Source organism: Pseudomonas lyxosi, assembly GCF_047758685.1.
Taxonomy (GTDB): Bacteria; Pseudomonadota; Gammaproteobacteria; order Pseudomonadales; family Pseudomonadaceae; genus Aquipseudomonas; species Aquipseudomonas lyxosi.
This window is the reverse complement of record NZ_CP180481.1, coordinates 1,060,464-1,086,112: the sequence shown is the minus strand read 5'-3', so window position 1 is coordinate 1,086,112 and position 25,649 is coordinate 1,060,464. Positions and strand designations below refer to the sequence as shown.

The window sequence follows — 25,649 nt, the reverse complement described above, 5'->3', positions numbered from 1 at the left end:
TAAGGCTGAAATCAGCTCAGAAATGTCTGCAGCAAGTCATTGAGAAACAGTTGGCCGCGTTCGGTGGCCGCCAGACGTGACGGTTCGACCTGCAACAAGCCACTTTGTTCGGCGACCCGGCGGCCTTCGGCGAGGCTTTCCAGGCTCAGCCCGGTGCGCTCCGGATACAGTCGCGATTCCACGCCCTCGGTCAGGCGCAAGGCGTTCATCAGGAAGTCGAACGGCAGTTCTTCATTGGTCAGGGCTTTCTCCCCAGCCTTGAAGCTTTTGGCCGGGTTGAGGTAGTCCTTCGGCAGACGGGTCTTCCAGGTACGGACGATGCGCCCGTCCGGGTGGCTGAGCTTGCCGTGAGCCCCGGCGCCAATGCCGATGAAGTCGCCGAAACTCCAGTAATTGAGGTTATGCCGCGCCGGACGACCGGGCTGGGCATACGCCGAGACTTCGTATTGCGCGTAACCGTGCTCGGCTAACAGTGCCTGACCGGCCTCCTGAATGTCCCACAGCGTGTCGTCTTCCGGCAGCGTCGGCGGCTGGTTCCAGAACACCGTGTTCGGCTCCAGAGTCAGCTGATACCAGGACAAGTGCGTCGGCTTCAGGGCGATGGCCTGGCGCAGATCGCTCAGGGCGTCGTCCAGGGACTGATCGGGTAAACCGTGCATCAAGTCCAGATTGAAGTTGTCGAACCCGGCCTGACGGGCCATGCCGGCGGCACGTACCGCTTCGTCACCGTTGTGAATCCGCCCCAGCGCTTTGAGTTTCTCTTCCTGAAAGCTCTGGATGCCGATCGACAGGCGATTGATGCCCAGCGCCCGGTAGGCGACGAACTTCTCTTGTTCGAACGTCCCGGGATTAGCTTCCAAGGTAATTTCGATGTCGCTGGCGAACGGAATGCGCTGCTCGACACCTTTGAGCAAACGGCCCAAAGCCTCGGCGCTGAACAGGCTCGGCGTGCCGCCACCAAAGAAGATCGAACTCAGCTCACGGCCGTAAACCGCATGCAGGTCCTGATCGAGGTCGGCCAGCAGCGCGTCCACATATTCTTCTTCCGGCAACACCGGGCTGGCGGTGTGGGAATTGAAGTCGCAATAAGGGCATTTACGCACACACCACGGGATGTGGATGTACAGCGCCAGGGGCGGCAGCGTTGGCAGCGCGGCCCGAGGCGATTGCGCGGCACCACCGAAAATCAGCGGCGACGCGGATGATTCATGGGTCATATCAGGCCTAGACGCTGGCGCAGCAGATCCATTGCACGGGCGCGGTGGCTGATGAGGTTCTTTTCGTTCGGGCTCAGTTCGGCGCTGGAGCAATCGCGCGACGGCACCCAGAACAGCGGGTCGTAGCCAAACCCATGTTCACCGCTGACCTGGGTCAGGATGCGGCCGTGCCACAGACCTTCGCAGAGGATCGGCAATGGATCGTCGGCGTGACGCACCAGCGCCAACACACAGACAAACTGCGCGCCACGCTCGGCTTCCGGCACGTCTTTCAAGGCATCAAGCAGTTTGGCGTTGTTCGCCGCATCGCCCTGACCGTCGGCGTAACGAGCCGAGTAGATTCCCGGCGCACCGCCGAGGAAATCCACGGCCAACCCCGAATCGTCGGCCAGCGCTGGCAGGCCGGAGATGCGCGCGGCATTACGAGCCTTGAGGATGGCGTTTTCGACGAACGACAGGCCGGTTTCTTCAGGTTCGACGCTGCTGAACTCGCCGATCGAGCGCAGTTGCACCGATTCGCCGAGCATGGCCTGAAGTTCCTTGAGTTTGCCGGCGTTGTGGCTGGCCAGTACGAGTTGCGTGAAGTTGATCATTCGCCGGGGAAGAGCTCTTGGTTGAAATTGATGGTGTTGATTTTATCGCCGTTCTGCACCTTGATGTCGAAGGTGCGGACTTCCTGCTGATCGACCGGGAACTGGGCGATGTAGTAAACCGCGCCTTGTTCGGTGATCTGTTTGAACTTCAACGGTACGATCTGGCTGGTCAGGTCTTTCACTGATCCGCTGACTTCAGCGGTCAGTGGCTTGCCATCCTTGAGCACGGAGACGTTTATCACGCCCTGGTTCTTGCTGCGTGTCAGCCCGGCTGCTTTGGCGATATCCGGTGTCAGGAAGGTGGAGTTGAAGGTGTTGTAGTGCACCGTTACATCGCCAAAGGTTTCCTTGCGCTCGCCTTTGATGACGTCGGCGGCCATGGCGGTGACGCTCAGGCAGGCAGTAAGTACAAACAGCGCTAGACGACCCATGATCGTTCTCCTCGAAGTGTCGTGACTCAGACCGCGACCTTGTGGTCTTGCAGCCCGGGGCTGCTGACGCGGTAAATACCGATCTCACCTAACAGATTAGGCCATAGCTTACTGGCCCACCCGTGTCGGTGTTGTTGATCCACGGCAAGCCGATCAATGACCCTGGCTTCACGTTCGCGACACAACGCTTCAAAGTCTTCGAAGGTGCAAAAGTGGATGTTCGGCGTGTTGTACCAGGTGTACGGCAGAAAATCGGACACCGGCATCCGGCCCTTGCTCGCCAGGTACCAGCGGCAGCGCCAGTGACCGAAGTTGGGGAAGGTGATGATGCACTGGCGACCGACGCGCAGCATTTCGTCGAGGATTCTGTCCGGGTAATGCACGGCTTGCAGCGCCTGGGTCATGACCACGACGTCGAAGCTGTTGCTGGCAAAGTTGCCTAGGCCCTTGTCCAGGTCTTGCTCAATCACGTTGATGCCCTTGGCCACGCACTCGGCGATGTTGTCCGGGTCGTTTTCCAGGCCATAGCCGGTGACTTGCTTGTTATCGCGCAGCCAGGTCAGCAATTCGCCATCGCCGCAACCGAGGTCGAGCACGCGGCTGCCGGCGGGGATCCATTCCTGGATGATTTCCAGATCAGCTCTCATGGCTTTCTCACAACGTAATGCGGTTCATGTAATTGCTGAATGCCTGCAAGTAGCGCGGGATCGGAATCAGGAAGGCGTCGTGGCCTTGCGGAGCGTCGATCTCGAGGTAGCAGACGTCTTTCTTGGCTGCCATCAGCGCGTCCACCAGTTCCCGCGAGCGGGCAGGGGAGAAGCGCCAGTCGGTGGTGAAAGACATCACGCAGAACTTGGCTTGGGCGTTGGCGAAGGTTTTCGCCAGGTCGTCGTCGAAGTTCGCCGCCGGATCGAAGTAGTCCAGTGCCTTGGTCATCAGCAGGTACGTGTTGGCGTCGAAACGCCCGGAGAACTCTTCGCCCTGATAACGCAGGTAGCTTTCGACCTGGAATTCGACGCTGTGGAAGTCGTAGTTGAGCTTTTCGCTCTTCAGGCCACGACCGAATTTCTCACCCATCGAGTCATCGGACAGGTACGTGATGTGCCCGACCATCCGCGCCAGCATCAAGCCACGCTTGGGGATCACGCCCGCTTCCTGGAACGAACCGCCGTGGAATTCGGGGTCGGTGAGGATTGCCTGGCGCGCCACTTCGTTGAACGCGATGTTCTGCGCCGACAGCTTGGGTGCCGAGGCGATGGCCAGGCAATGGCGAATGCGATCCGGGTAAGTGATGCTCCACTGCATCGCCTGCATGCCACCGAGGCTGCCGCCAATCACGGCGGCCCATTGGCCGATGCCCAGCAGGTCAGCCAGGCGCGCCTGGCTGTGAACCCAGTCTTCCACAGTCAACACAGGGAAGTCGGCGCCAAACGGCTTGCCGGTTTCCGGGTTGGTACTGCTCGGGCCGGTAGAGCCGTTGCAACCGCCGAGGTTGTTCAGGCTGACCACGAAGAATTTGTTGGTATCAATTGGCTTGCCGGGGCCGATGCAGCTGTCCCACCAACCGGGTTTACGGTCGTCGGGGCTGTGGAAACCGGCAGCGTGATGGTGACCGGACAAGGCGTGGCAGATCAGCACGGCGTTGCTCGCCGCGGCGTTCAGCGTGCCGTAGGTTTCGTAGATCAGGTCATAAGCTGGGAGCGAACGGCCGCAGGCCAAGGCCAGGGGTTCACTGAAGTGCGCCACTTGCGGCGTCACCAGACCAACAGAATCGGGGGGAAAGGCAGCTGGCATCGACCCTGCTCTCGTTGAAATGAGGCGTAAGTCTAAAGACCGCTGCCCCTAGCAGCAAGCTAACTTCCCCACTGCTGACGATCGTTCCCACGCGGAGCGTGGGAACGATCAAGGACGGCTCAATCCAGGCAAATCCGGCAACTTCTTCGGCGAGCAAATCCGCACCCGCTTCTGCCGGTTCAGCTCCCCGCTAATCAAACTCACCTGGCTCTTGGAAACCCCAAACGCCTTGGCCAGAAACGCCATCAAATACGCATTGGCCTTGCCTTCAACCGGCGGCGCCGTCAGGCGGATCTTCAATCGATCCCCATGCAGCCCGCAGAAATCATCGCTGCGGGCCGCCGGTTGCAGGTGACACTCCAGAATCAGGTCGTCACCATCCCAGCGAAAGTAGCTCACCGGGTCAGATCAGCAGACGCAGGATTTCCGGCATCATCGTCATGGCGGCGAGGTTGTTGATCACCAGCATGTCGATCAGCTTGAGCGCCATGAACGCCAGGATCGGCGAGATATCCAGACCGCCAAGGTTGGGCAGGATCTTGCGGAACGGCGCCAGGGCCGGTTCGCATATCTGGTTCACCAGCTCGGCGCCAGGGTTATGGCTGCCCGGTGCGACCCAGGACAGGATCACGCTGATGATCAGGGCAAAGAAGAAAATCTTCAGGAACAGCGCGGTCACGCCAATCAGCGACCAGATCAGCAATTGCAGCGGGTTGCCGGTGGTGCCGTAAGTCAGCAGCAGGGTCAGGGCCATCAGCGCCAGTTGCACGAGGATCGCCAGCACCAGCGAGGACATGTCCAGGCCGAACATGCTCGGGATGATCCGGCGCAATGGCTTGAGCAGCGGCTGGGTGGCTTTCACGGCGAACTGGCAGAGCGGGTTGTAGAAGTTTGCGCGTACCAGTTGCAGCACGAAGCGCAGCAGCACGATCAGCAGGTACAGGCTGCCGAGGGTTTGCAGCACATAGACCGCTGCAGTGTTCAATCCAATCATGTAAGGCTCCTTATTGACCCAATTGTTCGGCCATCTCGGCCGAGCGGTGCGCAGCGGCGCCAAGTGCTTTTTCTACCAGGGCTTCGAAGCCGCCGGCCTGGAACGACTTGATCGCCGCTTCCGTCGTGCCCGCAGGCGACGTCACGCGGCGACGCAGTTCCGCAGCGTCGACGTCACTGGCCACGGCCATGTGAGCGGCGCCCAAAGCGGTTTGCAGGGTCAGTTGTGCAGCGATGTCTGCTGGCAGACCGAGCTTCACGCCAGCGGCGGTCATGGCTTCGATCAGCAGGAAAAAGTACGCAGGGCCCGAGCCGGAAACGGCGGTGACCGCGTCCAGTTGCTGCTCTTCATCCAGCCACAATGCGGTGCCGACGGCGGACAGCAGTTCTTGCGCCTGTTTGCGTTGCTCGGGGTTCACTTCGGCCGTGGCGAACAAACCGCTCACGCCCTGGCGCAGCAGCGCCGGGGTGTTGGGCATGCAACGCACGATCGGTTGGGCGCCGAGCCAGTTGTTCATGCTGGCGCAGGTGATGCCGGCCGCAATCGAGACCACCAGTTGATTTGGCTTGAGGCTTGGGCGAAGCGCTTCGCAGACGGCTTTCATCGCTTGAGGTTTGACCGCCAGTACGACGACTTCGGCGCCCTGGATGGCTTCGGCGTTGTCGGCGAACACGTCGATACCGTGTTCAGCGTTCACGCGAGCGCGGGTTTCAGCGCCCGGATCGCTGGCGCGGATCTGCGCGGCGTCCAGACCTTTGGCGCGCAGGCCGCCGATCAGGCTGGCGGCCATGTTGCCGGCACCGATAAAGGCAATACGAGTCTTGCTCATGTCAGGTCCTTATAGAGAGAGGAGTCAGCCATTTTTCAAGGCTGGCCATGCATTTGTTGAGAGCCGCGAGCGCCAAAGAGGGCTGTACCGATGCGGACCCACGTGGCGCCCATGGCGATGGCTGACTCAAGGTCGTGGCTCATGCCCATGGAAAGTGTGTCGAGCGGCAGGTTCAGGCTGGCTTGCAGGCTTTGTACGGCAGCAAAAGCGGCATCCTGGGCGGCGCGATCTTCAGTCGGCTCGGGAATTGCCATCAACCCGCGCAGCTTGATGCGCGGTAGTTCGCTGATGGCATTGGCCAGGGCCGGAAGATCGGCCGGGGTGCAGCCGGACTTGCTGGCTTCACCGCTGACGTTGACCTGGATGCAAATGTTCAGTGGCGGTAAATCGGCAGGACGTTGTTCGGACAGGCGTTGTGCGATTTTCAAACGATCCACGGAATGCACCCAGGCGAAGTGCACGGCGATAGCGCGAGTCTTGTTCGATTGAATGGGGCCGATGAAGTGCCAGATCAAGGGCAGGTCGGCCAATTCGAGCTGTTTGCTCAGGGCTTCCTGCAGGTAGTTCTCGCCAAAGTCGCGCAGCCCGGCGGCATACGCTTCGCGCAGGGCTTCGGCGGGCTTGGTCTTGCTCACAGCCAGCAGCTGGACGCTGTCTTCGTCGCGCTTTGCGGCGACGGCAGCGGCGTGGATGCGTGAACTAACCTGAGCGATGTTGTCTGCTATCGTGGACATCAAGAGGCGCCGGCGGCTGAAGGTTCGCGGCATTCTACTGGAATTGAGGAACGCTATGGATATCACTGAGCTGCTGGCTTTCAGCGCGAAACAGGGCGCGTCCGACTTGCATCTGTCTGCCGGCCTGCCACCGATGATTCGGGTCGACGGCGATGTGCGGCGCATCAACCTGCCAGCCCTGGACCACAAACAGGTGCAGGCGCTGATCTACGACATCATGAACGACACGCAGCGGGTGGACTTCGAGAAGCACCTGGAGACCGACTTCTCCTTTGATGTGCCCGGCGTGGCGCGTTTTCGGGTTAACGCGTTCAACCACAATCGTGGTGCTGGCGCGGTGTTCCGGACCATTCCGTCCAAGGTCCTGAGCATGGACGACCTCGGTATGGGGGAAGTGTTTCGCAAGATTACCGAAGCGCCGCGGGGGCTGGTGCTGGTGACCGGGCCGACCGGTTCCGGAAAATCCACCACCCTGGCGGCGATGATCGATCACCTGAACACCCATCGCCATCAACACATCCTCACCATCGAAGACCCGATCGAGTTCGTCCACGAGTCGCGCAAATGCTTGATCAACCAGCGTGAAGTCCATCGCGATACACGCAGTTTCGCCACGGCTCTACGCTCGGCCCTGCGGGAGGACCCGGACGTGATTCTGGTTGGGGAGATGCGGGATCTCGAGACCATTCGCCTGGCATTGACCGCCGCCGAAACCGGTCACCTGGTGTTTGGCACGCTGCACACGACCTCGGCGGCGAAAACCATCGATCGGGTGGTGGACGTGTTTCCGGGGGACGAGAAGTCGATGGTCCGTTCGATGCTTTCCGAGTCGCTACTGGCGGTGGTGTCGCAGACGCTGGTCAAGAAGATCGGCGGCGGGCGGATCGCGGCCCACGAAATCATGCTCGGCACGTCGGCGATCCGTAACCTGATCCGAGAAGACAAGGTGGCGCAGATGTACTCGTCGATTCAGACCGGGGGAAACCTGGGGATGCAGACGCTGGATATGTGCTTGAAGGAGCTGGTGAGCAAGGGCTTGATCAGTCGCGAGCATGCGCGGGAGAAGGCGCGCACGCCGGATGGTTTTTGAGGGGAGTAGATCGTTCCCACGCTCTGCGTGGGAATGCCTCAATGGACGCTCCGCGTCCGCTTCGGCAGGGACGCGGAGCGTCCCGGGCTGCATTCCCACGCAGAGCGTGGGAACGATCAGTGTCGGGTTAGCGCTGAACAACCTGCAGGGTGTTCTTCTCTTTCGGCATAACCCGCTTGGCAACCACGTAGTGGTTTTCCCAGTAGGGTTTCTTCAGCGTATCGATGCTCACCGACTTGCCACGACGTGGTGCGTGGATGAAGCGGTCGTTGCCCAGGTAGATGGCAACATGATTGACCCGACGGCTCTTGATGTTGAAGAAAATCAGGTCGCCAGGCTTCAGATCCTTGCGATCGACTTTCTCCCCATGACCGCTGGCCATGGCGTTGGAAGTGCGCGGCAGGTCAAACGTGGCGTCGTTGAACGCGTATTTCACCAGGCCACTGCAGTCGAACCCTTTACTTGGGCTGCTGCCGCCCCAACGGTACGGAGTACCCAGGACGTTTACGGCGCGGCTCAGCACGTTGCTGCTTTCCTTGCTCGCCATCGGCGGTACAAGGCTGCTTTTGCTGCTGCTCAACTGGGGAGCGCGTTTTACGGATTGTTTGTTTTTGCTCGAAGGAGCAGAAACATGGGATTTTTGGGTGTAACCATTAACGTTAGGAAGACGTTGCTCACGATTGGTGGCGTGGGCGGCCAGTGGCATCAAAAGGCAAATGGTTAGCCATGTCTTGAAAAATGGACGCATTAGGCAAGGCTCATATAAGTTAGCGCGCAACTTTATAACAGCTTTTTTGGCCTTTCCGAGGCCGTTGGTCGATTCAACCTTGGGGTCAACGGAACCAAATAAGCGGAAAATGGACGCGATTGTCGGACAGACGTCAGGTGTTATAAGGCTTTGACGGGAGAGACAGTACCATTTGCCATACGTCGGCAACTCGTAAAAAAGTCACAAAGATTTAAAGAATATTTATCTATCGTGTGAATCGAGGTCCTTCATGAACACCTATCAACAGCCCGTTCCGCATCAAGACACGCACAGCAAAGTGATCGGTTACCTGCTGTGGATTTTCGGTTTTACCGGCGCTCACCGCTTCTATTACGGTAAGCCGGTGACGGGGACGATCTGGTTCTTCACCTTCGGTTTGTTGGGTATCGGCTGGCTGATCGACCTGTTTCTGATCCCGGCAATGGACCGTGAAGCAGACCTGCGGTTCACCGCGGGGCCTATCGAATACAACGTCGCGTGGATTCTGCTGACGTTTCTTGGGGTATTCGGCGTACACCGGATGTATCAGGGGAAGTGGATCAGCGGGTTGCTGTACCTGGTGACGGGCGGGTTGTTCTTTCTGGGGGTGCTGTATGACTTCTGGACGCTGAATGATCAGGTGTCGATTCGCAATGCGCAGAACCGATAACAGCAAAGATCAAAAGATCGCAGGCTTCGCCAGCTCCTACAGGGAAACGCATATTCCCGTGTAGGAGCTGCCGCAGGCTGCGATCTTTTCGTTTTTACGCCTGGTGGCTAATGCGTCCATCCACCAGGGTGTAACGCACCACGCCTGGCAGGCTGTGGCCAATGAACGGGCAGTTTTCGCCTTTGGACAGCCAGGTCTCACCGGCCACGGTCGACGCCGCCGGATCGAACAGCACGATGTCCGCCGGTCCACCTACCGCCAGTTTGCCCGCCGGCAGGCGCAACGCCTCGGCAGGTCCGGTGCTCAAGCGCGCCAACAGCGTTGGCAGGTCCAGCAAACCGTCTTCCACCAGCGTCATCGCCAATGGCAGTAGCAGTTCAACGCTGCTGATGCCTGGCTCGGTGGCCCCGAACGGCGCCAGTTTGGCGTCCCGCTCGTGGGGTTGGTGATGGCTGGAGATGGCCGAGACCACACCCGATTTCACCGCTTCACGCAGGCCATCGCGGTCGGCGCGGGTGCGCAGCGGCGGCTGGACGTGATAGAGGCTGCTGAAGTCGATCAGCGCTTCGTCGGTCAGGATCAGCTGATACAGAGCGACATCGGCCGTCACCGGCAGACCGCGAGCCTGGGCCTGAGCGATCAAGGCCACGCCACGGGCGCTGGTGAGCTGGCTGAAGTGCGCGCGCACGCCACTTTGCTCGACCAACAGCAGATCCCGCGCGAGAGCCACGGTTTCGGCAGTTTCAGGGATGCCCGGCAAACCGAGGAAGCTGGCGGTCGGGCCTTCGTGGGCCAGGCCACCTTCGGCCAGGTCATGGTCCTGAGAGTTGAAAATCACCGTCAGGTCGAATGTCGCGGCGTATTCCAGCGCCCGGCACAGCGTGCGGGTGTTGCGGAAGCTGTCCAGGCCGTTGCCGAAGGCCACGCAACCGGCATCGCGCAGGGCAACGAGCTCTGCAAGCTGTTCGCCGTCCAGGCCTTTGCTCAGGGCGCCGATCGGGAAGACTTTGGTGTTGCCGGCCTCGCGGGCGCGGTCGAGGATCAGTTCGGCCACGGCCGAGGTGTCCAGCACCGGTTTGGTTTTCGGTGGGCAGCACAGGCTGGTGACGCCACCGGCCGCGGCGGCGCGGGTTTCGCTGACGATTGAGCCTTTACGGCTGTAGCCCGGCTCGCGCAGAGCGACGTTCAGGTCAACCAGCCCAGGGGCGGCGACCAGGCCTTTGGCATCGAGGGTGTCGACGGCGACAAAACCGGCTGGCGCGGCGCCAAGGGCAATGATCTTGCAGGCTTCAATATGAATATCGGTAACTTGATCCAGGCCGCTGGCCGGATCAATGACGCGGGCGCCGAGAATGCTGAGCTTCACTGGGCGTTCTCCTGCTCGAATTGGCGCTGGGCAGTCTGCCCGCTCATGGCCATGGACAGCACAGCCATACGAATCGCAATACCGTAGGTGACTTGGTTGAGGATCACCGAGTGCGGGCCATCGGCCACCGCCGACTCAATTTCCACCCCACGGTTGATCGGCCCCGGGTGCATGACGATGCAATCCGGTTTGGCCCCGGCCAGGCGCGCGGTGGTCAGGCCGAACAGGCGGTAGAACTCGCCCTCGCTCGGCAGCAGGCCGCCGGTCATGCGTTCACGTTGCAGGCGCAGCATGATCACCACGTCGACGTCTTTCAGGCCTTCGGTCATGTCGGTGTAGACCTTCACGCCGTATTGCTCGATGCCGATCGGCAGCAGGGTTTTCGGCGCGATCACGCGGATGTCCGGGCAGCCGAGGGTTTTCAGCGCGAGCATGTTCGAACGCGCCACCCGCGAGTGCAGGATGTCGCCGACGATGGCTACGGAAAGGTTTTCGAAGCCGCCCTTGTGCCGACGGATGGTGAGCATGTCGAGCATGCCCTGGGTCGGGTGGGCGTGACGGCCGTCGCCACCGTTGATGATCGCCACTTGCGGGCAGACATGTTCGGCGATGAAGTGCGCCGCGCCGGAATCACCGTGGCGCACGACGAACATGTCGGCGGCCATGGCCTCCAGGTTGCGCAGGGTGTCGAGCAGGGTTTCGCCCTTGCTCGCCGACGACGTGGACACGTTCAGGGTGATCACGTCCGCCGACAGCCGCTGGGCCGCCAGTTCGAAGGTGGTGCGGGTGCGGGTGGAGTTCTCGAAGAACACGTTGCACACGGTCTTGCCGCGCAGCAACGGGACCTTCTTCACCGCCCGGGCGCCGACTTCGAGGAACGAGTCGGCGGTGTCGAGGATTTCCGTCAGCAGCTCGCGGCGCAAACCGTCGAGCGAGAGGAAGTGGCGCAGCTGGCCCTGATCATTGAGCTGCAGCGGGCGCTTGGTTTCTAGAGGCGTCATCGCGAGGGGGACTCTCAATAGGGCGAATTAAAGGGCGAGGTCTTGCAGTTCGAGCTTGAGTTCCGGGCCGGACAGTTTCACCCGTTCGTGGGCGGCCAGCGACAAGGTCGCGCCGACCACATTCGGGCGGATCGGCAGCTCGCCGGCGTCCAGGTCCAGCAGGCAAACCAATGTCACGCTGGCCGGGCGGCCGTAGTCGAACAGCTCATTGAGGGCGGCGCGGATCGTCCGGCCGCTCATCAGTACGTCGTCGATCAGCACCAGGTGTTGGCCTTCGATCTCGAACGGCAGAGCCGAAGGGCGCACTTGCGGGTGCAGGCCGTTCTGGCTGAAGTCGTCGCGGTAGAAGGAGACGTCCAGGGTACCGAGGGGCGAGTCGCTGCCCAGTTCATCGAGCAACGCCTGGGCGACCCAGACACCACCGGTACGAATACCGATGTAGCGCGGTTCGCTGATGCCACGTTTGGCCAGATAGGCGTCAAGCCGGGTCGCCATCTGGCTGATCAGTTCAACGGGATTGGGCAGGCTCATGGTTGCTCCTTCTTGGGCCCGAGCCGGGTTCTGCTGGAGAGGCGGCTCGGGTTGTAGCTAAGTAGAGACGCTTGTTGCGGCTCTTCAGGATTCGAACAGTGCGGTGTTTTCGTCGAGCCAGCCTTGCAGCAGCAGGGCGGCGGCGATGGCGTCCACCGGGTTGTCGCGGTAGCTGCCCTTTTGTCCGCCACGATCACGCCGTTCGCCCTTGGCTTCGAAGGTGGTCAGGCGCTCATCGTGGGTATAGAAGGGCAGGTTGTAGCGGCCGTTGAGGCGGCGGGCGAATTTCTCGGCGCGCAGGCACATGTCGCTCGGCGTGCCGTCCATGTTCAAGGGCAGGCCAACCACCACGGCATCGGGTTTCCACTCTTTGATCAGGGCTTCGACCTGATTCCAGTCGGGAATACCGTTTTGTGCCTTCAAGGTGCACAGCTCGCGGGCTTGGCCGGTAATCACCTGGCCGACCGCAACGCCGATCTGTTTGGTGCCGTAGTCGAAACCCAAAATCAGGCGCAGGGCCATCAGGCGTGTCCCGCCTGGCTGGTCAGCAGGCTGAGATTGACGCCCAGGTGCTTGGCCGCTGCTTCCAGGCGCAGTTCGCTGCTGGTGTTGAACAAAATATCGGCATCGAACGGGCAGGTCAGCCAGGCGTTCTGGGCCAGTTCGGCTTCCAGCTGCCCGGCTTCCCAGCCAGCGTACCCGAGGGCGATCAGGCTTTTCGCCGGACCGACGCCGTCGGCAATGGCGAACAGCACGTCTTGTGAGGTCGACAGGGCCAGTTTCTCATCAAGCTCAACGGTGGCCTGATAACTCTGCCCCGAGGGGTGCAGAACAAAACCGCGATCAGTCTGCACCGGGCCGCCGATGAAGATCGGCACATGCTGGCAGAGCACCGGCGGTTCGATGTCGGGGCGCAGTTGCTCGAGGATATCGGCCAGGTTGAGGTCTTGCGGACGATTGACCACCAGGCCCATGGCACCATTGGCCGTGTGCTCGACGATGTAGGTCAAGGTGTGCGCAAAGTTCGGGTCGACCATGTGAGGCATGGCGATCAGGAATTGATGCTTGAGGTAGCTGGGGCTGACGTTCTTCATGAGCGCTAGTGTGGCGTTGGAGGGGCGAACTGACAAGCTGAGGATGCGCAGGAAAATGCTGGCGCACGCCCCTGTAGCAGCTGGCGAAGCCTGCATCCGACTGCGAAGTAGTCGTCAATCGCCATACGTCATTTATTCAGGATGACCGTGTTTTGCGGGTTTGCGAGGACTGCGTCCTCGAACGCAGGCTTCGCCAGCTGCTACAGAGAGCATGCCGTCCGTTAATTACTGGACAACCGGTCCCCGCGGGCAAACTTCCAGGTCCGGATGATTTCCAGACGATCGATATCCGACAAATCCCCGGTAAACGGTGAAAACGGCGCCGCCAGTCGCACGATGCGCTGCGCCGCCTGATCCAGCAGCGGTTGCCCGGACGACTCCAGCACCAGCACTTCAAAGAGCGAACCGTCACGGTTGATCGAAACCATCAGGCGCAAATTGCCGTAGATCTGCTTGCGTCGCGCTTCGTCGGGGTAATTCAGGTTGCCGATGCGCTCGACCTTCTTGCGCCACTCGTCCTTATACCAGGCGCCCTTGTCGCGCATGGTCGACGCGGCGCTCAGGCGGTGGATGCGCGGGCGCTTGGCATACAACTGCTGTTCGTTGGCCAGCTCCGCTTCCAGGCTGGCGATGTCGGTGGACAGCTGTTCACTGTCGAACGTCGGCGCGGCGACGGCGGGTTTGGTGACGGGCTTGGGTTCTTCGGTTTTGGTGGCGGCCTTTTTCGGCTTGGGCGCGACGGTCGTCACAGCTGCCTTCGGTGCGGCTTCCGGCACTTGAGGCTTGGCCGCCGGCGGTGGCGTGACTTTCTGCACCTTGTTGTCCTGGAAAGGCGCGACCTCGGTGGTCTTGGGAATTGCCTTTTTATCCAGGGTGCCGCTGCCTTGCTGATTCTCTTGAGCGAGGAAATCGGCTTTATCAGGCTTCTTTTCGCTTTTAAAGGTGGCGAGGGTGATTTCCAGGGTTTTGCTGATTTGCTTGGGTTCGACCATCGTAAAGCCGACGCCCAACAGCAAGGCCAGGTGAATCAGCGCCGCGAGAAACAGGGTAAAACCGAGGCGATCAGCCGGGCGCACGCCACGATGGGCGAGTTCAGCGGGCAGATCGGACGGGAGCGTCATGACAAAAAAACCAACATCGCGTTTTTCACAGGCCGCGGATGATAACGCAATGTTGGTCGTTTCTTGGCTGTTCTATATCAACGGGCCTTGAGCTTCTGATCGATGGCATCCATCAACAGGCCGCCGATGTCGGTGCCAAACGCATTATCAATCTCGCGAATGCAGGTCGGGCTGGTGACGTTGATTTCCGTCAAATGCTCGCCGATGACGTCCAAGCCGACGAACAGCAGGCCTTTTTCGCGCAGGGTCGGACCGACTTGTGCGGCGATCCAGCGATCTTTCTCGGTCAGCGGTCGGGCTTCGCCACGGCCACCGGCGGCGAGGTTGCCACGGGTTTCACCGGCGGCAGGAATCCGCGCCAGGCAGTAATCCACCGGTTCGCCGTCGATCATCAGGATGCGCTTGTCGCCATCGACGATCGCCGGCAGGTAACCCTGGATCATGATCTGCTGTTTGCCGTGCAGGGTCAGGGTTTCGAGGATCACCGACAGGTTCGGGTGGCCAGCGGTGTGACGGAAGATCGATGAACCGCCCATGCCATCCAGCGGCTTGAGGATCACGTCGCCGTGGTGATCGGCGAATTCACGCAGTACGTCCGGGCGACGGCTGACGATGGTCGGCGGCGTGCACTGCGGGAACAGCGTGGCGAACAGCTTTTCGTTGCAGTCACGCAGGCTTTGCGGCTTGTTGACCACCAGCACGCCCGCGCGTTCGGCCTGCTCCAGCAGGTAAGTGGAGTAGACGAATTCCATATCGAACGGCGGATCCTTGCGCATCAGGATCACGTCCAGATCGCTCAGCAGCGCGTCGGTCTCGGCTTCGAGTTCGAACCATTTTTCCGGGTTGGCGAAGACTTTCAACGGACGCATCCGCGCCCGTGCTTCACCTTCAGCCTGGTACAAATCGCCCTGTTCCATATAGAACAGTTCCCAGCCGCGCTTCTGTGCGGCCAGCAGCATGGCCAGCGAGCTATCCTTTTTATAGGAGATGCTGGCGATAGGGTCCATGACAATCCCGACGCGAACGCTCATGGGTTTTTCCTCGAAATTGGGTGGGTCGCAGTGACCTGCAAAAGTGGCGTCAGAGTGGCGCTGAGTGTGTTCCCGGTCAAGGAAAAACCACTGCCAGGGTTGGCCGATAGATTGGTTTTGGAGACTGTGCTAAAAAGGCTGCCATATCGCGCTGGCCCTTGAACATCAAGGGTTTCGAGCCTCCGGTTATCGGAAATGGACAATTTGATTCGCAAAGGCGACGGCAGAGCATTTATGGAACAGCATTCCAGCGCCTTGAAGGTCATGGTGATCGACGATTCGAAAACGATTCGCCGCACCGCCGAAACGCTTTTGAAAAACGTGGGTTGTGAAGTGATCACGGCCATCGATGGTTTCGATGCCCTGGCCAAGATTGCCGACAATCACCCCGGCATCATCTTTGTCGACATCATGATGCCGCGTCTGGATGGTTATCAGACCTGCGCTTTAATCAAGAGCAACAGTGCGTTCAAGTCCACGCCAGTGATTATGCTGTCGTCCAAGGACGGGCTGTTCGACAAGGCCAAGGGGCGCATCGTCGGCTCCGACCAGTTTTTGACCAAGCCTTTCAGCAAGGAAGAACTGCTGAACGCGATCCAGGCCCATGTACCGGGCTTCGCCGCCGTTTTGCCGCAGTAGGACACGCACAGTGACGCTCGGCCAGCGGGCCCGGCGTCGACAAGAATGGGGAAGACCATGGCACGTATTCTGATCGTCGATGATTCGCCGACTGAAATGTACAAACTGACCGGCATGCTGGAAAAGAACGGTCATGAAGTGTTGAAAGCCGAAAACGGCGCCGACGGCGTGGCCCTGGCCCGTCAGGAAAAACCCGACGCCGTGCTGATGGACATCGTCATGCCTGGCCTCAATGGTTTCCAGGCGACCCGTCAGCTGACCAAAGACCCGGAAACCGGGCACATCCCGGTGATCATCATCACCACCAAGGATCAGGAAACCGACAAAGTCTGGGGCACGCGCCAGGGCGCCAAGGACTACCTGACCAAACCGGTCGACGAAGAAACCCTGATCAAGACCCTGAACAACGTGCTGGCCGGTTGATCGTCCAGCCATGACCGAGTCGCTGACGGCTTTCGAACTGCTGCTGCAGATCGACCAGCGTTGTCGTCTGCTGGCGGCGGACTTGCCGTCCCAGCCGGCCCGACAAGACAGTTGGAGCGGCATCGGCTTCCGTCTGGGCGAGCACTGGTACGTCGCGCCGATGGGCGAGGTCAGCGAAGTGTTGCACGAGCCGCGGTTCACCCAGCTGCCGGGGGTCAGACCCTGGGTCAAGGGCGTGGCCAACCTGCGCGGGCGTCTGTTGCCGATCATCGACTTGTGCGGCTTCTTTTCTGGTAATGAGCCTGGGCATGAGCTGTCAGCCGTGCGCAAGCAGCGCCGGGTATTGGTGGTCGAGCATAACGATGTGTTTACCGGCTTGATGGTCGATGAGGTTTTCGGCTTGCAGCACTTTGCCCAGGACAGTCTGGAACCGGTAGATAGCTTGAGCGGCGCGATAGCACCCTTCATCCAGGGCCAGTTTCAGCGTGAGCAGAACTGGCAGGTGTTCAGCCCGTTTGCGTTGGTGCAGTCCCAAAGCTTCATGCACGTCGCGCTGTAAACGCGAACGCCTTATGTAGCAGCTGCCGAAGGCTGCGTTCGAGGGCGAAGCTCTCGCAAAATCAGGCCGCGCGGTTTTTCAGATGCACCGTAGCGCCAGAGTTTACGACCGCTTCGCAGTCGGACGCAGGCATCGCCAGCTGCTACAAGGGATCGAGCAGGTGTCGAGGATTGGCGGTCACAAAGAATTCAGCTGTTCAGGCGAGGACCGATGATAAAAGCAAAAACAGGCAAGCCAGAAGGGTCGCGCAGCCGGTCACAGATCATCGCGCTGTTCATTGCGCTGATCGTCTTCATCATGCTGCTGTTCGCCAACTTCGCGTACCTCAACACCCAGGCCACGTACGACAAACAGTACATCGGCCACGCCGGTGAGCTGCGCGTGTTATCCCAGCGCATTGCCAAGAACGCCACCGAAGCTGCTGCCGGCAAGGCTGCGGCTTTCAAACTGCTGAGCGATGCGCGCAATGACTTCGCCCAACGCTGGGGCTATCTGAAGAAAGGCGATCCCGCCACCGGCCTGCCGCCGGCGCCGTCCACCGTGCGCCCGGAAATGCGCGCCGTGCAACTGGACTGGGAACGCTTGCTGAAAAACACCGACGCGATCCTCTCCAGCGAACAGACCGTGCTGTCGCTGCATCAAGTCGCCGCGACCCTGGCCGAAACCGTGCCGCAGTTGCAGGTCGAGTACGAAAAAGTCGTCGAAACCCTCCTTCAGCGCGGTGCCCCGGCCGCGCAGGTGGCCATGGCCCAGCGCCAGTCGCTATTGGCTGAGCGGATTCTCGGTGCGGTGAATACCGTGCTGTCCGGTGATGAAAATTCGCAGCAGGCCGCCGACGCTTTCGGTCGCGATGCGGCGCGATTCGGTCAGGTGCTCAACGGCATGCTCCAGGGCAATCCGTCACTGAAAGTCAGCCAGGTTGAAGACCGCGATGCTCGCGCGCGGTTGATCGAGATTTCCGAGCTGTTCGAGTTCGTCTCGGGTTCGGTGGATGAAATCCTTGAAACCTCGCCGGAGCTGTTCAAGGTCCGTGAATCGGCCACCAATATTTTCACCCTGTCGCAGACCCTGCTCGAGGAAGCCTCGCACCTGGCCAGCGGTCTCGAAAACCTGGCCGGCGGGCGCAACACCGACACCATTGGCGGCTACGTGCTGGGGCTGTTGGCGCTGATGTCGATCATCCTCATTGGTCTGGTGATGGTTCGGGAAACCAATCGTCAGCTGCGCGAAACGGCCGAGAAGAACGAGCGTAACCAGAACGCGATCATGCGCCTGCTCGACGAGATTGAGGACCTGGCGGACGGTGACCTGACCGTGACCGCCTCGGTGACCGAAGACTTCACCGGGACCATCGCCGACTCGATCAACTATTCCGTGGACCAATTGCGCGATCTGGTGGCGACCATCAACCTCACCGCTGGCCAGGTCGCTGCCGCCGTGCAGGAAACCCAGGCCACCGCCATGCACCTGGCGCAGGCTTCGGAGCATCAGGCGCAGCAGATTGCCGAAGCCTCCACCGCGATCAATGACATGGCCGAGTCCATCGATCAGGTCTCGGCCAACGCCGCCGAATCCTCAGCGGTGGCCGAGCGTTCGGTGGAAATCGCCAACAAGGGCAACGAGGTGGTGCACAACACCATCCACGGCATGGACAATATTCGCGAGCAGATTCAGGACACCGCCAAGCGTATCAAGCGCCTCGGCGAGTCTTCTCAGGAAATCGGCGACATTGTCAGCCTGATCGATGACATTGCCGACCAGACCAACATCCTTGCGCTCAACGCGGCGATCCAGGCCTCCATGGCCGGTGATGCCGGGCGCGGTTTTGCGGTGGTCGCCGATGAAGTCCAGCGGCTGGCCGAGCGCTCGTCCGCCGCCACCCGGCAGATCGAAACCCTGGTGCGGGCGATTCAGACCGACACCAACGAAGCAGTGATTTCCATGGAGCAGACCACCACCGAAGTGGTGCGCGGCGCGCGTCTGGCGCAGGATGCCGGAGTGGCCCTGGAAGAAATCGAAGGCGTGTCGAAGACCCTCGCCGCGTTGATCCAGAGTATTTCCAACGCAGCGCAGCAACAGACGTCTTCGGCCGGTCAGATTTCCCTGACGATGAACGTGATCCAGCAGATCACCACGCAGACCTCGTCCGGCTCCACCGCCACCGCCGAGAGCATTGGCAACCTGGCGAAAATGGCCAGCCAGCTGCGGCGTTCGGTATCCGGTTTCACCTTGCCGGCCGCCAAGGCGCAGGCTGCGGATAAAGTGTGATGCGCCTTGAGGCGCGCGAATTATGAGTGGAGTGGTTATGGGTGATCGGCACGACTATGTGGCCCTCGAGTGGGTCAAAGGCGAGATTGCCGAAACGCTGAAAGTGGCTCACCAGGCGATTGAAACGTTGCTTGATGACCCGCAGGCGACGCACGCCCTCAGTGAATGCCTGGCGTGCATCCATCAGGTTCACGGCAGTTTGCAGATGGTCGAGTTCTACGGCGCGGCGCTGCTCGCCGAAGAGATGGAACATCTGACCACCGCCTTGCAACAGAACCGCGTCAGTCATCGCGATGAGACGCTCCACCTGATGCTGCAAGCCCTTGGGCAGCTGCCGATTTACCTAGACCGGGTGCAAGGTGCGCGCCGCGACCTGCCGCTGGTGGTGTTGCCACTGATCAACGATCTGCGCAGCGCCCGTGGCGAAAGCCTGTTGTCGGAAACCAGCCTGTTCAGCCCGCAATTGCCGGACCTGCCGCCCCTGGACGAAGAGTCGCTGGCGCTGCTGGAGCCGCCGGATTTACCAAATGTGCTGCGCAAGTTGCGGCAGATGTTGCAGATGGCCCTGGTCGGGTTACTGCGTGAACAGGACGGCGAAACCAATCTCGGTTACCTGACCAAGGTTTTTGCGCGCCTTGAAGGGCTGTGTGGCAGCGCGCCCTTGAGCCCGTTGTGGCAAGTCGCTTCGGCGCTGGTCGAAGGCATGCGCGGCGGCTCGATTGCTAACAGTCCGGCGTTGCGCAGTCTGTTCAAGGAGGCCGACAAAGAACTGAAGCGCCTGCTCGAACAGGGCATACCCGGAATCAATCAGCCGGCGCCGCTGGAGTTGCTCAAGAGTTTGCTGTTCTACATTGCCAAGGCCGAACATCCCACCGGGCAGATGCTGACCATGAAAGATCGCTACGGACTGGACGACGCGCTGCCTGACAGCGCAATGGTCGACGAAGAACGCGCACGGCTGGCCGGTCCCGACCGCGATGCCATGCGCTCGGTGTTGGCCGCTTTGTGTGAAGAGCTGGTGCGGGTCAAGGAGCGCCTGGACCTGTTCGTGCGCAGCGACCGCCAACACACCTCGGACCTCGAAAGCCTGCTGGCGCCCCTGCGGCAAATCGCCGACACCCTGGCGGTGCTCGGTTTCGGCCAGCCACGCAAGGTCATCATCGATCAACTGGCGGTGGTGCTGAGCCTCGCCCAGGGCCAGCGTGAGCCCAACGACGCAATCCTTATGGACGTCGCCGGTGCCTTGCTCTACGTCGAAGCGACCCTCGCCGGCATGGTCGGCACCGTCGAGCCGGAAAGCCAGGAAGAAAGCCGCCTGCCGACCACCGACCTGACACAGATCCATCAGATCGTGATCAAGGAAGCGCGTATCTGCCTGCAACAGGCCAAGGACATGATCGTCGACTACATCGACGCCGACTGGGACCGCCAGCACTTGCAGCCACTGCCGGCCTTGCTGACCCAGGTGCGCGGTGCGCTGGCGATGATTCCGTTGAGCCGTGCGGCGAGCCTGATCGAAACGTGCAACCACTTCATCCGCGAGCACCTGCTGCTGGATCCGGATCATCCCGGCTGGCAGGAACTGGACAGCCTGGCCGACGTCATCACCAGCATCGAGTATTACCTGGAGCGCCTCAACGACGACCCCGAAGCGCCGGGCGAAAAATTGCTCGACGTCGCGGAAAAAAGCCTGGCCGCACTCGGCTTTTTCCCCAGCGAGCAACAGGTGCCGGTGCTTGAAGATGTGCTCAGCCCGAGTGAAGCGCAGGTCATGCAGGATCTGCAGGAACTGGATGACCCTGAGACCGTCAAGTCACTGGCCGATGTCTTGGCCAGCCCTGTGTCTTCCGTCAACCCGCCCGCCCTGACTATCCCGGGAAGCCTGTTGCCGCCGCCCACCGGTGAAGAACCGGTGGACGATGACCTGCGGGAAGTGTTCCTCGAAGAAACCGATGAAGTCCTGGAAATCCTCCGGGAGTACCTGCCACGCTGGTCGGCCGATCCCGACAGCAAGTCGGCCCTGAGCGAACTGCGCCGGGCCTTCCATACGTTGAAAGGCAGTGGCCGGATGGTCCGCGCGTTGGTGCTGGGCGAACTGGCTTGGGCGATGGAAAACCTGCTCAACCGCGTACTGGAACGCAGCGTTCCGCCGGGGCCGGCGGTGCAACAACTGCTGGGCGATGCGCTGAATCTGCTGCCGGAACTGGTGGCCGAGTTTGCCAACCATGCCCAGCGCCAGCGCAACGATGTCGACCAATTGGCCGCGCGCGCCCACGCCTTGGCCAAGGGCAATGAGCCGATACCCGACGAGGATGCGCAGGACGTCGCAGCCCTCGATCCGCTGCTGCTTGAGATCTTCCGCAACGAAGCCGAAACCCATTTGGGCAGCCTCAACCGTTTCCTCGATAAAGCCGCCGAGCACGTGCCATTGCAGGCCAGCGACGAGTTGCAGCGGGCGCTGCATACCCTCAAGGGCAGCGCCTCCATGGCTGGCGTATTGCCGATCGCCGAGCTGGCAACACCGCTGGATCATCTGGCCCGGGAATACAAGGCGCACCTGCTCGCCCTCGACCTCGACGAAGTCGAACTGTTACTCGAAGCCGAAGGACTGTTCCGTCTCGGGCTGCGACAGCTCAAGAGTGATCCACTGGCGGAGATTCCCGGCGCCCGCTCCTTGATCGAGCGAACCCAGGCATTGCTGGCCGAGCGTCTGGAAGTCCTCCTGAGTGCACCCAATAGCGGGTTGCGCATCAAGCGTGATCCGCAACTGATCAATAACTTTCTCGCGCAAGGCATGGACATCCTGCTGGACGCCGAAAGCCTGTTGCAACGCTGGCAGCAACATCCCGGCGAGCGTCAGGAGCTCAGTGCATTGCTGGATGAATTGACTACCCTCGGCGAAGGCGCGCACCTGGCTGATCTGCATCCGGTGGATGAACTCTGCGAAGCCTTGCTCGACCTCTACGGCGCGGTGGAAGAAAGCAGCCTGGCGGTCAGTGAGGCGTTTTTCCATGAAGCGCAAAGTGCTCACGAAGCGCTGATCAACATGCTCGACGAACTGGCCGCCGGCCAGGAAGTCAGCCCGCAACCGGAACGCATCCGGGCCTTGCGCGGGTTGCTCGATGAGAGCCTGGATCCGTCGGCGATGGGGCTGATCCGCAGCGATGGCAGCCGCACGTTGAGCATTCGGGAACTGGGCAGCGCCACGGCCGAACTGGAGCAGACTGCGACCCAGGTTGAACTGGACGATGAGATCGTTTCGATCTTCCTCGAAGAGGCGGTGGATATCCTCGAGAGCGCCGGCCAGGCCTTGCAGCGCTGGCTGAGCGACCCGGACAACGCTGCGCCGTTGTTGTCGTTGCAGCGAGATTTGCACACCCTCAAGGGTGGTGCGCGGATGGCCGAGGTCGAGCCGGTCGGTGAGCTGGCCCATGAACTGGAAAGCCTTTACGAAGGTCTGGTGGACCGTCGTTACGCCTACAGCGAAGCCTTGGCGCACTTGCTGCAACACAGTCATGACCGGCTCGCGCAGCTGCTTGATCAGTTGCAGAACCAGCGGCCATTGGGCGATCCGGGTGAGGTGATCGAGGCCATTCGCGAGTTTCGCCAGGGAAACTCCAGCACTGTTGAAACGGTCGAGCCGGCACGGGCCGAGGATTCGCCAGGCCATGATCCGGAGCTTCTGGAGATCTTCCTCGAGGAAGGTTTCGACATCATCGAAAACTCCGGCGCGGCGCTGGTGCGCTGGCAGGCCGAGCCGTCGAATCGTCAGGAAGTGGAAACCCTGCTGCGTGATTTGCACACCCTCAAGGGTGGCGCGCGGATGGTGGAAATCGCGCCGATTGGCGACCTCGCCCATGAGCTGGAATTCCTCTACGAAGGCCTGTCGGCTGGCGTGCTGCAACCTACCGCCGCGTTGTTCGGCTTGTTGCAAAGCAGCCACGACCGACTGGCGCAGATGCTCGACGCGGCCCGTGCCGGTCAGCCATTGCCGCCCGCCGATCGACTGATCGACGCGATCAAGAATTTCATTCATCCGGCAGTACCCGAAGCACCGGCACCGGTCGTGGTATCCGCTACGCCGAAAGTCGAGCCGCCGGCACCGCAACCCGATGCCGGCGCGGACATGGTCAAGGTCTCGGCAGAACTGCTCGATGATCTGGTCAACCTGGCCGGCGAAACGTCGATCTTCCGTGGCCGGATCGAACAACAGGTCAACGATGCGCGGGTGACCCTGAGCGAAATGGAAACCACCATCGAGCGCATGCGCGACCAGTTGCGGCGACTCGATACCGAAACCCAGGGGCGGATTCTCAGCCGCCAGCAAGTCGAAGCCGAACGCCTGGGCTACGAAGAGTTCGATCCGCTGGAAATGGACCGCCACTCGCAGTTGCAGCAACTGTCGCGCGCACTGTTCGAATCCGCCTCCGACTTGCTCGACCTCAAGGAAACCCTCGACCGACGCAATCAGGACGCGGAAAACCTGCTGCAACAGCAGGGCCGCATCAACACCGAATTGCAGGAAGGCCTGATGCGTACACGCATGGTGCCGTTCGAGCGGATGCTGCCGCGCTTGAAGCGGATCGTCCGTCAGGTCTCCGGCGAGTTGGGCAAAGATGTGGAATTCATCGTCGGCAATGCCGAAGGCGAGATGGACCGCAACGTCCTCGAACGCATGGCCGCGCCGTTGGAACACATGCTGCGCAACGCCGTGGATCATGGCCTGGAATCCGCCGAGGTGCGTATCGCTGCGGGTAAACCGGCTCAGGGTCGAATCACGCTCGACCTGTCGCGAGAGGGCGGCGACATCATTTTCGACATCCGCGACGACGGTGCCGGCGTGCCGCTGGACGCGGTGCGGCGCAAGGCGATCAAACGCGGGTTGCTGGCCCCGGACAGCGACATCAGCGACCGCGATGTCCTGCAATTTATCCTGCAACCGGGGTTCTCCACCGCTGAGAAAATCACCCAGATTTCCGGGCGCGGCGTCGGCATGGACGTGGTACATGAAGAGGTCCGGCAGCTCGGCGGCAGCATGAGCATCGACTCTGTGCCGGGGCAGGGCGTGCACTTCCGGATTCGCTTGCCGTTTACCGTGTCGGTCAACCGGGCGCTGATGGTGCAGTGCTTTGATGATCAGTACGCGATCCCGCTGAACACCATCGACGGCATCGTTCGCGTGCTGCCCAACGAACTTGAAGGGCATTACCGGCTTGATCCGCCGACCTACAAATACGCCGGGCAACACTATGAACTGTGTTACCTCGGCGAACTGCTGAAAACCAGCCATCGCCCGAAACTACTCGGCCAGAGCTTGCCGCTGCCGGTATTGCTGGTGCAGTGCAACGAGCGGCACATCGCGGTGCAAGTCGACTCCATGGCTGGCACTCGCGAGATCGTGGTCAAAAGCCTTGGCCCGCAATTCGCGGCGGTGCAGGGTTTGTCCGGGGCCACGATTCTCGGCGATGGGCGTGTGGTGCTGATTCTTGATTTGCTGGCACCGATCCGCGCGATGCAGGCCCGTGTGCCGCAACAGCCAGTGACTCAGGAGGCGGAAGTCGAGCCGCACAAGCCACTGCTGGTGTTGGTGGTCGACGATTCGGTGACGGTGCGCAAGGTCACCAGCCGTCTGCTGGAACGCCACGGCATGAACGTGCTGACCGCCAAGGACGGTGTCGACGCCATGCTGCTGCTTGAAGACCACAAGCCTGACGTGATGCTGCTGGACATCGAAATGCCGCGCATGGATGGCTTCGAAGTCGCGACCCAGGTACGCGCCGACGAACGTTTGCAGCACCTGCCGATCATCATGATCACCTCCCGCACCGGGCAGAAACACCGCGACCGCGCCATGGCCATCGGCGTCAACGACTACCTCGGCAAGCCGTACCAGGAATCGGTGCTGCTCGAAAGCATCGCCCTGTGGAGCAAAACCCATGCTTGAACACCGCACCAGCAACCTCACCGGCCTGCTGCTGCCCTTGGCTGACCGTAACCTGATCCTGCCCAACGTCGCTGTTGCGGAGCTTATTGATTACCAACCCAGCGCCTTCGACCTCGACACGCCGCCGTGGTACCTCGGGCGGGTCATGTGGCGGAACCGGCAGATACCGTTGCTGAGTTTCGAGTCGGCGTGTGGGCAGAAAATCGTGATCGGTGAGCGGGCGCGGATTGTCATCCTCAATGCGCTCGGTGGGCGGCCTGAATTGAAGTTTATTGCCTTGCTGGTGCAGGGGATTCCGCGGTCTTACAAGCTTGATAGTCAGTTGAGCTATGTGGATGTGCCGTTGTGTTCGCTGGAACAGGCGGCGGTGCAGGTGGGGGAGCAAGTGGCGAAGGTGCCTGACTTGCTGGCGTTGGAGGAGTTACTCATTACGGCCGGGTTAGCCAACTGATCGTTCCCACGCTCTGCGTGGGAATGCCTCAACGGACGCTCCGCGTTCGGCTCTGGATGGGACGCGGAGCGTCCCGGGCTGCATTCCCACGCAGAGCGTGGGAACGATCATGACAAGGGTT

Annotated in this window: 25 protein-coding genes; 8 read left to right on the top strand and 17 right to left on the bottom strand. The window is 61.0% G+C overall.

Annotated features, from left to right (window positions below; genetic code table 11):
• Positions 1–11: 11 nt before the first annotated feature.
• The 9 genes from hemW to ACMXYI_RS05105 all read right to left on the bottom strand — a co-directional run bounded on the left by hemW (position 12) and on the right by ACMXYI_RS05105 (position 6,592).
• Positions 12–1,217, bottom strand: coding sequence for a radical SAM family heme chaperone HemW (hemW, locus tag ACMXYI_RS05145; protein ID WP_415772018.1), 1,206 nt, complete (start codon positions 1,215–1,217; stop codon positions 12–14).
• Positions 1,214–1,810 (bottom strand): RdgB/HAM1 family non-canonical purine NTP pyrophosphatase, encoded by a 597-nt coding sequence (rdgB, locus tag ACMXYI_RS05140; protein WP_415772016.1) that lies wholly within the window; start codon positions 1,808–1,810, stop codon positions 1,214–1,216. The genes hemW and rdgB overlap by 4 nt, the downstream gene beginning before the upstream one ends.
• The gene (locus tag ACMXYI_RS05135; protein WP_415772014.1) at positions 1,807–2,241 is read right to left on the bottom strand and encodes a DUF4426 domain-containing protein; all 435 of its coding nucleotides are present in this window, start codon (positions 2,239–2,241) and stop codon (positions 1,807–1,809) included. The genes rdgB and ACMXYI_RS05135 overlap by 4 nt, the downstream gene beginning before the upstream one ends.
• A gap of 26 nt (positions 2,242–2,267) precedes the next feature.
• Complete coding sequence (gene metW, locus ACMXYI_RS05130) at positions 2,268–2,888, bottom strand: methionine biosynthesis protein MetW (protein WP_150658370.1); 621 nt, start codon at positions 2,886–2,888, stop codon at positions 2,268–2,270.
• A gap of 7 nt (positions 2,889–2,895) precedes the next feature.
• Positions 2,896–4,035 (bottom strand): homoserine O-succinyltransferase MetX, encoded by a 1,140-nt coding sequence (metX, locus tag ACMXYI_RS05125; RefSeq protein ID WP_415758752.1) that lies wholly within the window; start codon positions 4,033–4,035, stop codon positions 2,896–2,898.
• Between the two features lie 108 nt (positions 4,036–4,143).
• On the bottom strand, positions 4,144–4,434 hold the full coding sequence (locus ACMXYI_RS05120; RefSeq protein ID WP_415772012.1) for a DUF167 domain-containing protein: 291 nt from the start codon (positions 4,432–4,434) through the stop codon (positions 4,144–4,146).
• 4 nt (positions 4,435–4,438) lie between these two features.
• The gene (locus tag ACMXYI_RS05115) at positions 4,439–5,029 is read right to left on the bottom strand and encodes a YggT family protein (protein ID WP_150658372.1); all 591 of its coding nucleotides are present in this window, start codon (positions 5,027–5,029) and stop codon (positions 4,439–4,441) included.
• Between the two features lie 10 nt (positions 5,030–5,039).
• Positions 5,040–5,858: a pyrroline-5-carboxylate reductase gene (gene proC, locus ACMXYI_RS05110; RefSeq protein ID WP_415772010.1), complete on the bottom strand. Its 819-nt coding sequence runs from the start codon at positions 5,856–5,858 to the stop codon at positions 5,040–5,042.
• A gap of 35 nt (positions 5,859–5,893) precedes the next feature.
• Positions 5,894–6,592, bottom strand: coding sequence for a YggS family pyridoxal phosphate-dependent enzyme (locus ACMXYI_RS05105; RefSeq protein ID WP_415772008.1), 699 nt, complete (start codon positions 6,590–6,592; stop codon positions 5,894–5,896).
• Positions 6,593–6,647: 55 nt separating this feature from the next.
• On the opposite strand from ACMXYI_RS05105, the gene ACMXYI_RS05100 reads away from it, so the two are divergent.
• Positions 6,648–7,682 (top strand): type IV pilus twitching motility protein PilT, encoded by a 1,035-nt coding sequence (locus ACMXYI_RS05100; protein WP_095127084.1) that lies wholly within the window; start codon positions 6,648–6,650, stop codon positions 7,680–7,682.
• 127 nt (positions 7,683–7,809) lie between these two features.
• Here the strand turns inward: ACMXYI_RS05100 and ACMXYI_RS05095 are convergent, their stop codons facing one another.
• Positions 7,810–8,430 carry a C40 family peptidase gene (locus ACMXYI_RS05095; RefSeq protein ID WP_415772006.1) on the bottom strand — a complete coding sequence of 207 codons (621 nt, stop codon included), beginning with the start codon at positions 8,428–8,430 and terminating at the stop codon, positions 7,810–7,812.
• Positions 8,431–8,680: 250 nt separating this feature from the next.
• Here ACMXYI_RS05095 and ACMXYI_RS05090 point away from each other — a divergent pair, with 250 nt between their 5' ends.
• Positions 8,681–9,100 (top strand): NINE protein, encoded by a 420-nt coding sequence (locus ACMXYI_RS05090; protein ID WP_415772004.1) that lies wholly within the window; start codon positions 8,681–8,683, stop codon positions 9,098–9,100.
• A 94-nt stretch (positions 9,101–9,194) separates the two neighbouring features.
• Here the strand turns inward: ACMXYI_RS05090 and ACMXYI_RS05085 are convergent, their stop codons facing one another.
• The 7 genes from ACMXYI_RS05085 to gshB all read right to left on the bottom strand — a co-directional run bounded on the left by ACMXYI_RS05085 (position 9,195) and on the right by gshB (position 15,244).
• Complete coding sequence (locus ACMXYI_RS05085; protein WP_008152614.1) at positions 9,195–10,466, bottom strand: dihydroorotase; 1,272 nt, start codon at positions 10,464–10,466, stop codon at positions 9,195–9,197.
• Positions 10,463–11,467 carry an aspartate carbamoyltransferase catalytic subunit gene (locus ACMXYI_RS05080; protein ID WP_007897943.1) on the bottom strand — a complete coding sequence of 335 codons (1,005 nt, stop codon included), beginning with the start codon at positions 11,465–11,467 and terminating at the stop codon, positions 10,463–10,465. Before ACMXYI_RS05080 ends, ACMXYI_RS05085 begins: the two co-directional genes overlap by 4 nt.
• 27 nt (positions 11,468–11,494) lie before the next feature.
• Positions 11,495–11,998, bottom strand: a complete 504-nt coding sequence (pyrR, locus tag ACMXYI_RS05075; RefSeq protein ID WP_033060467.1) for a bifunctional pyr operon transcriptional regulator/uracil phosphoribosyltransferase PyrR — start codon at positions 11,996–11,998, stop codon at positions 11,495–11,497.
• An 84-nt stretch (positions 11,999–12,082) separates the two neighbouring features.
• On the bottom strand, positions 12,083–12,520 hold the full coding sequence (gene ruvX / locus ACMXYI_RS05070) for a Holliday junction resolvase RuvX (protein ID WP_005792259.1): 438 nt from the start codon (positions 12,518–12,520) through the stop codon (positions 12,083–12,085).
• The gene (locus tag ACMXYI_RS05065; protein WP_046045231.1) at positions 12,520–13,092 is read right to left on the bottom strand and encodes a YqgE/AlgH family protein; all 573 of its coding nucleotides are present in this window, start codon (positions 13,090–13,092) and stop codon (positions 12,520–12,522) included. The genes ruvX and ACMXYI_RS05065 overlap by 1 nt, the downstream gene beginning before the upstream one ends.
• Before the next feature lie 221 nt (positions 13,093–13,313).
• Positions 13,314–14,213 carry a TonB family protein gene (locus tag ACMXYI_RS05060; RefSeq protein WP_415772002.1) on the bottom strand — a complete coding sequence of 300 codons (900 nt, stop codon included), beginning with the start codon at positions 14,211–14,213 and terminating at the stop codon, positions 13,314–13,316.
• Positions 14,214–14,290: 77 nt separating this feature from the next.
• Positions 14,291–15,244: a glutathione synthase gene (gshB, locus tag ACMXYI_RS05055; RefSeq protein WP_008152603.1), complete on the bottom strand. Its 954-nt coding sequence runs from the start codon at positions 15,242–15,244 to the stop codon at positions 14,291–14,293.
• A gap of 234 nt (positions 15,245–15,478) precedes the next feature.
• On the opposite strand from gshB, the gene pilG reads away from it, so the two are divergent.
• The 6 genes from pilG to ACMXYI_RS05025 all read left to right on the top strand — a co-directional run bounded on the left by pilG (position 15,479) and on the right by ACMXYI_RS05025 (position 25,528).
• A complete protein-coding gene (gene pilG, locus ACMXYI_RS05050; protein WP_415773861.1) occupies positions 15,479–15,883 on the top strand; it encodes a twitching motility response regulator PilG in 405 nt (134 codons plus the stop codon).
• A gap of 57 nt (positions 15,884–15,940) precedes the next feature.
• Positions 15,941–16,306, top strand: coding sequence for a twitching motility response regulator PilH (gene pilH / locus ACMXYI_RS05045; RefSeq protein WP_033060460.1), 366 nt, complete (start codon positions 15,941–15,943; stop codon positions 16,304–16,306).
• Between the two features lie 10 nt (positions 16,307–16,316).
• Complete coding sequence (locus ACMXYI_RS05040; protein WP_415772000.1) at positions 16,317–16,865, top strand: chemotaxis protein CheW; 549 nt, start codon at positions 16,317–16,319, stop codon at positions 16,863–16,865.
• 210 nt (positions 16,866–17,075) lie between these two features.
• Positions 17,076–19,133 (top strand): methyl-accepting chemotaxis protein, encoded by a 2,058-nt coding sequence (locus ACMXYI_RS05035; protein ID WP_415771998.1) that lies wholly within the window; start codon positions 17,076–17,078, stop codon positions 19,131–19,133.
• A 37-nt stretch (positions 19,134–19,170) separates the two neighbouring features.
• Entirely contained in the window at positions 19,171–25,077 is a 5,907-nt protein-coding gene (locus ACMXYI_RS05030) for an Hpt domain-containing protein (RefSeq protein WP_415771996.1), read from the top strand.
• Complete coding sequence (locus ACMXYI_RS05025; RefSeq protein ID WP_415771994.1) at positions 25,070–25,528, top strand: chemotaxis protein CheW; 459 nt, start codon at positions 25,070–25,072, stop codon at positions 25,526–25,528. Before ACMXYI_RS05030 ends, ACMXYI_RS05025 begins: the two co-directional genes overlap by 8 nt.
• The last annotated feature ends 121 nt before the right edge of the window (positions 25,529–25,649 follow it).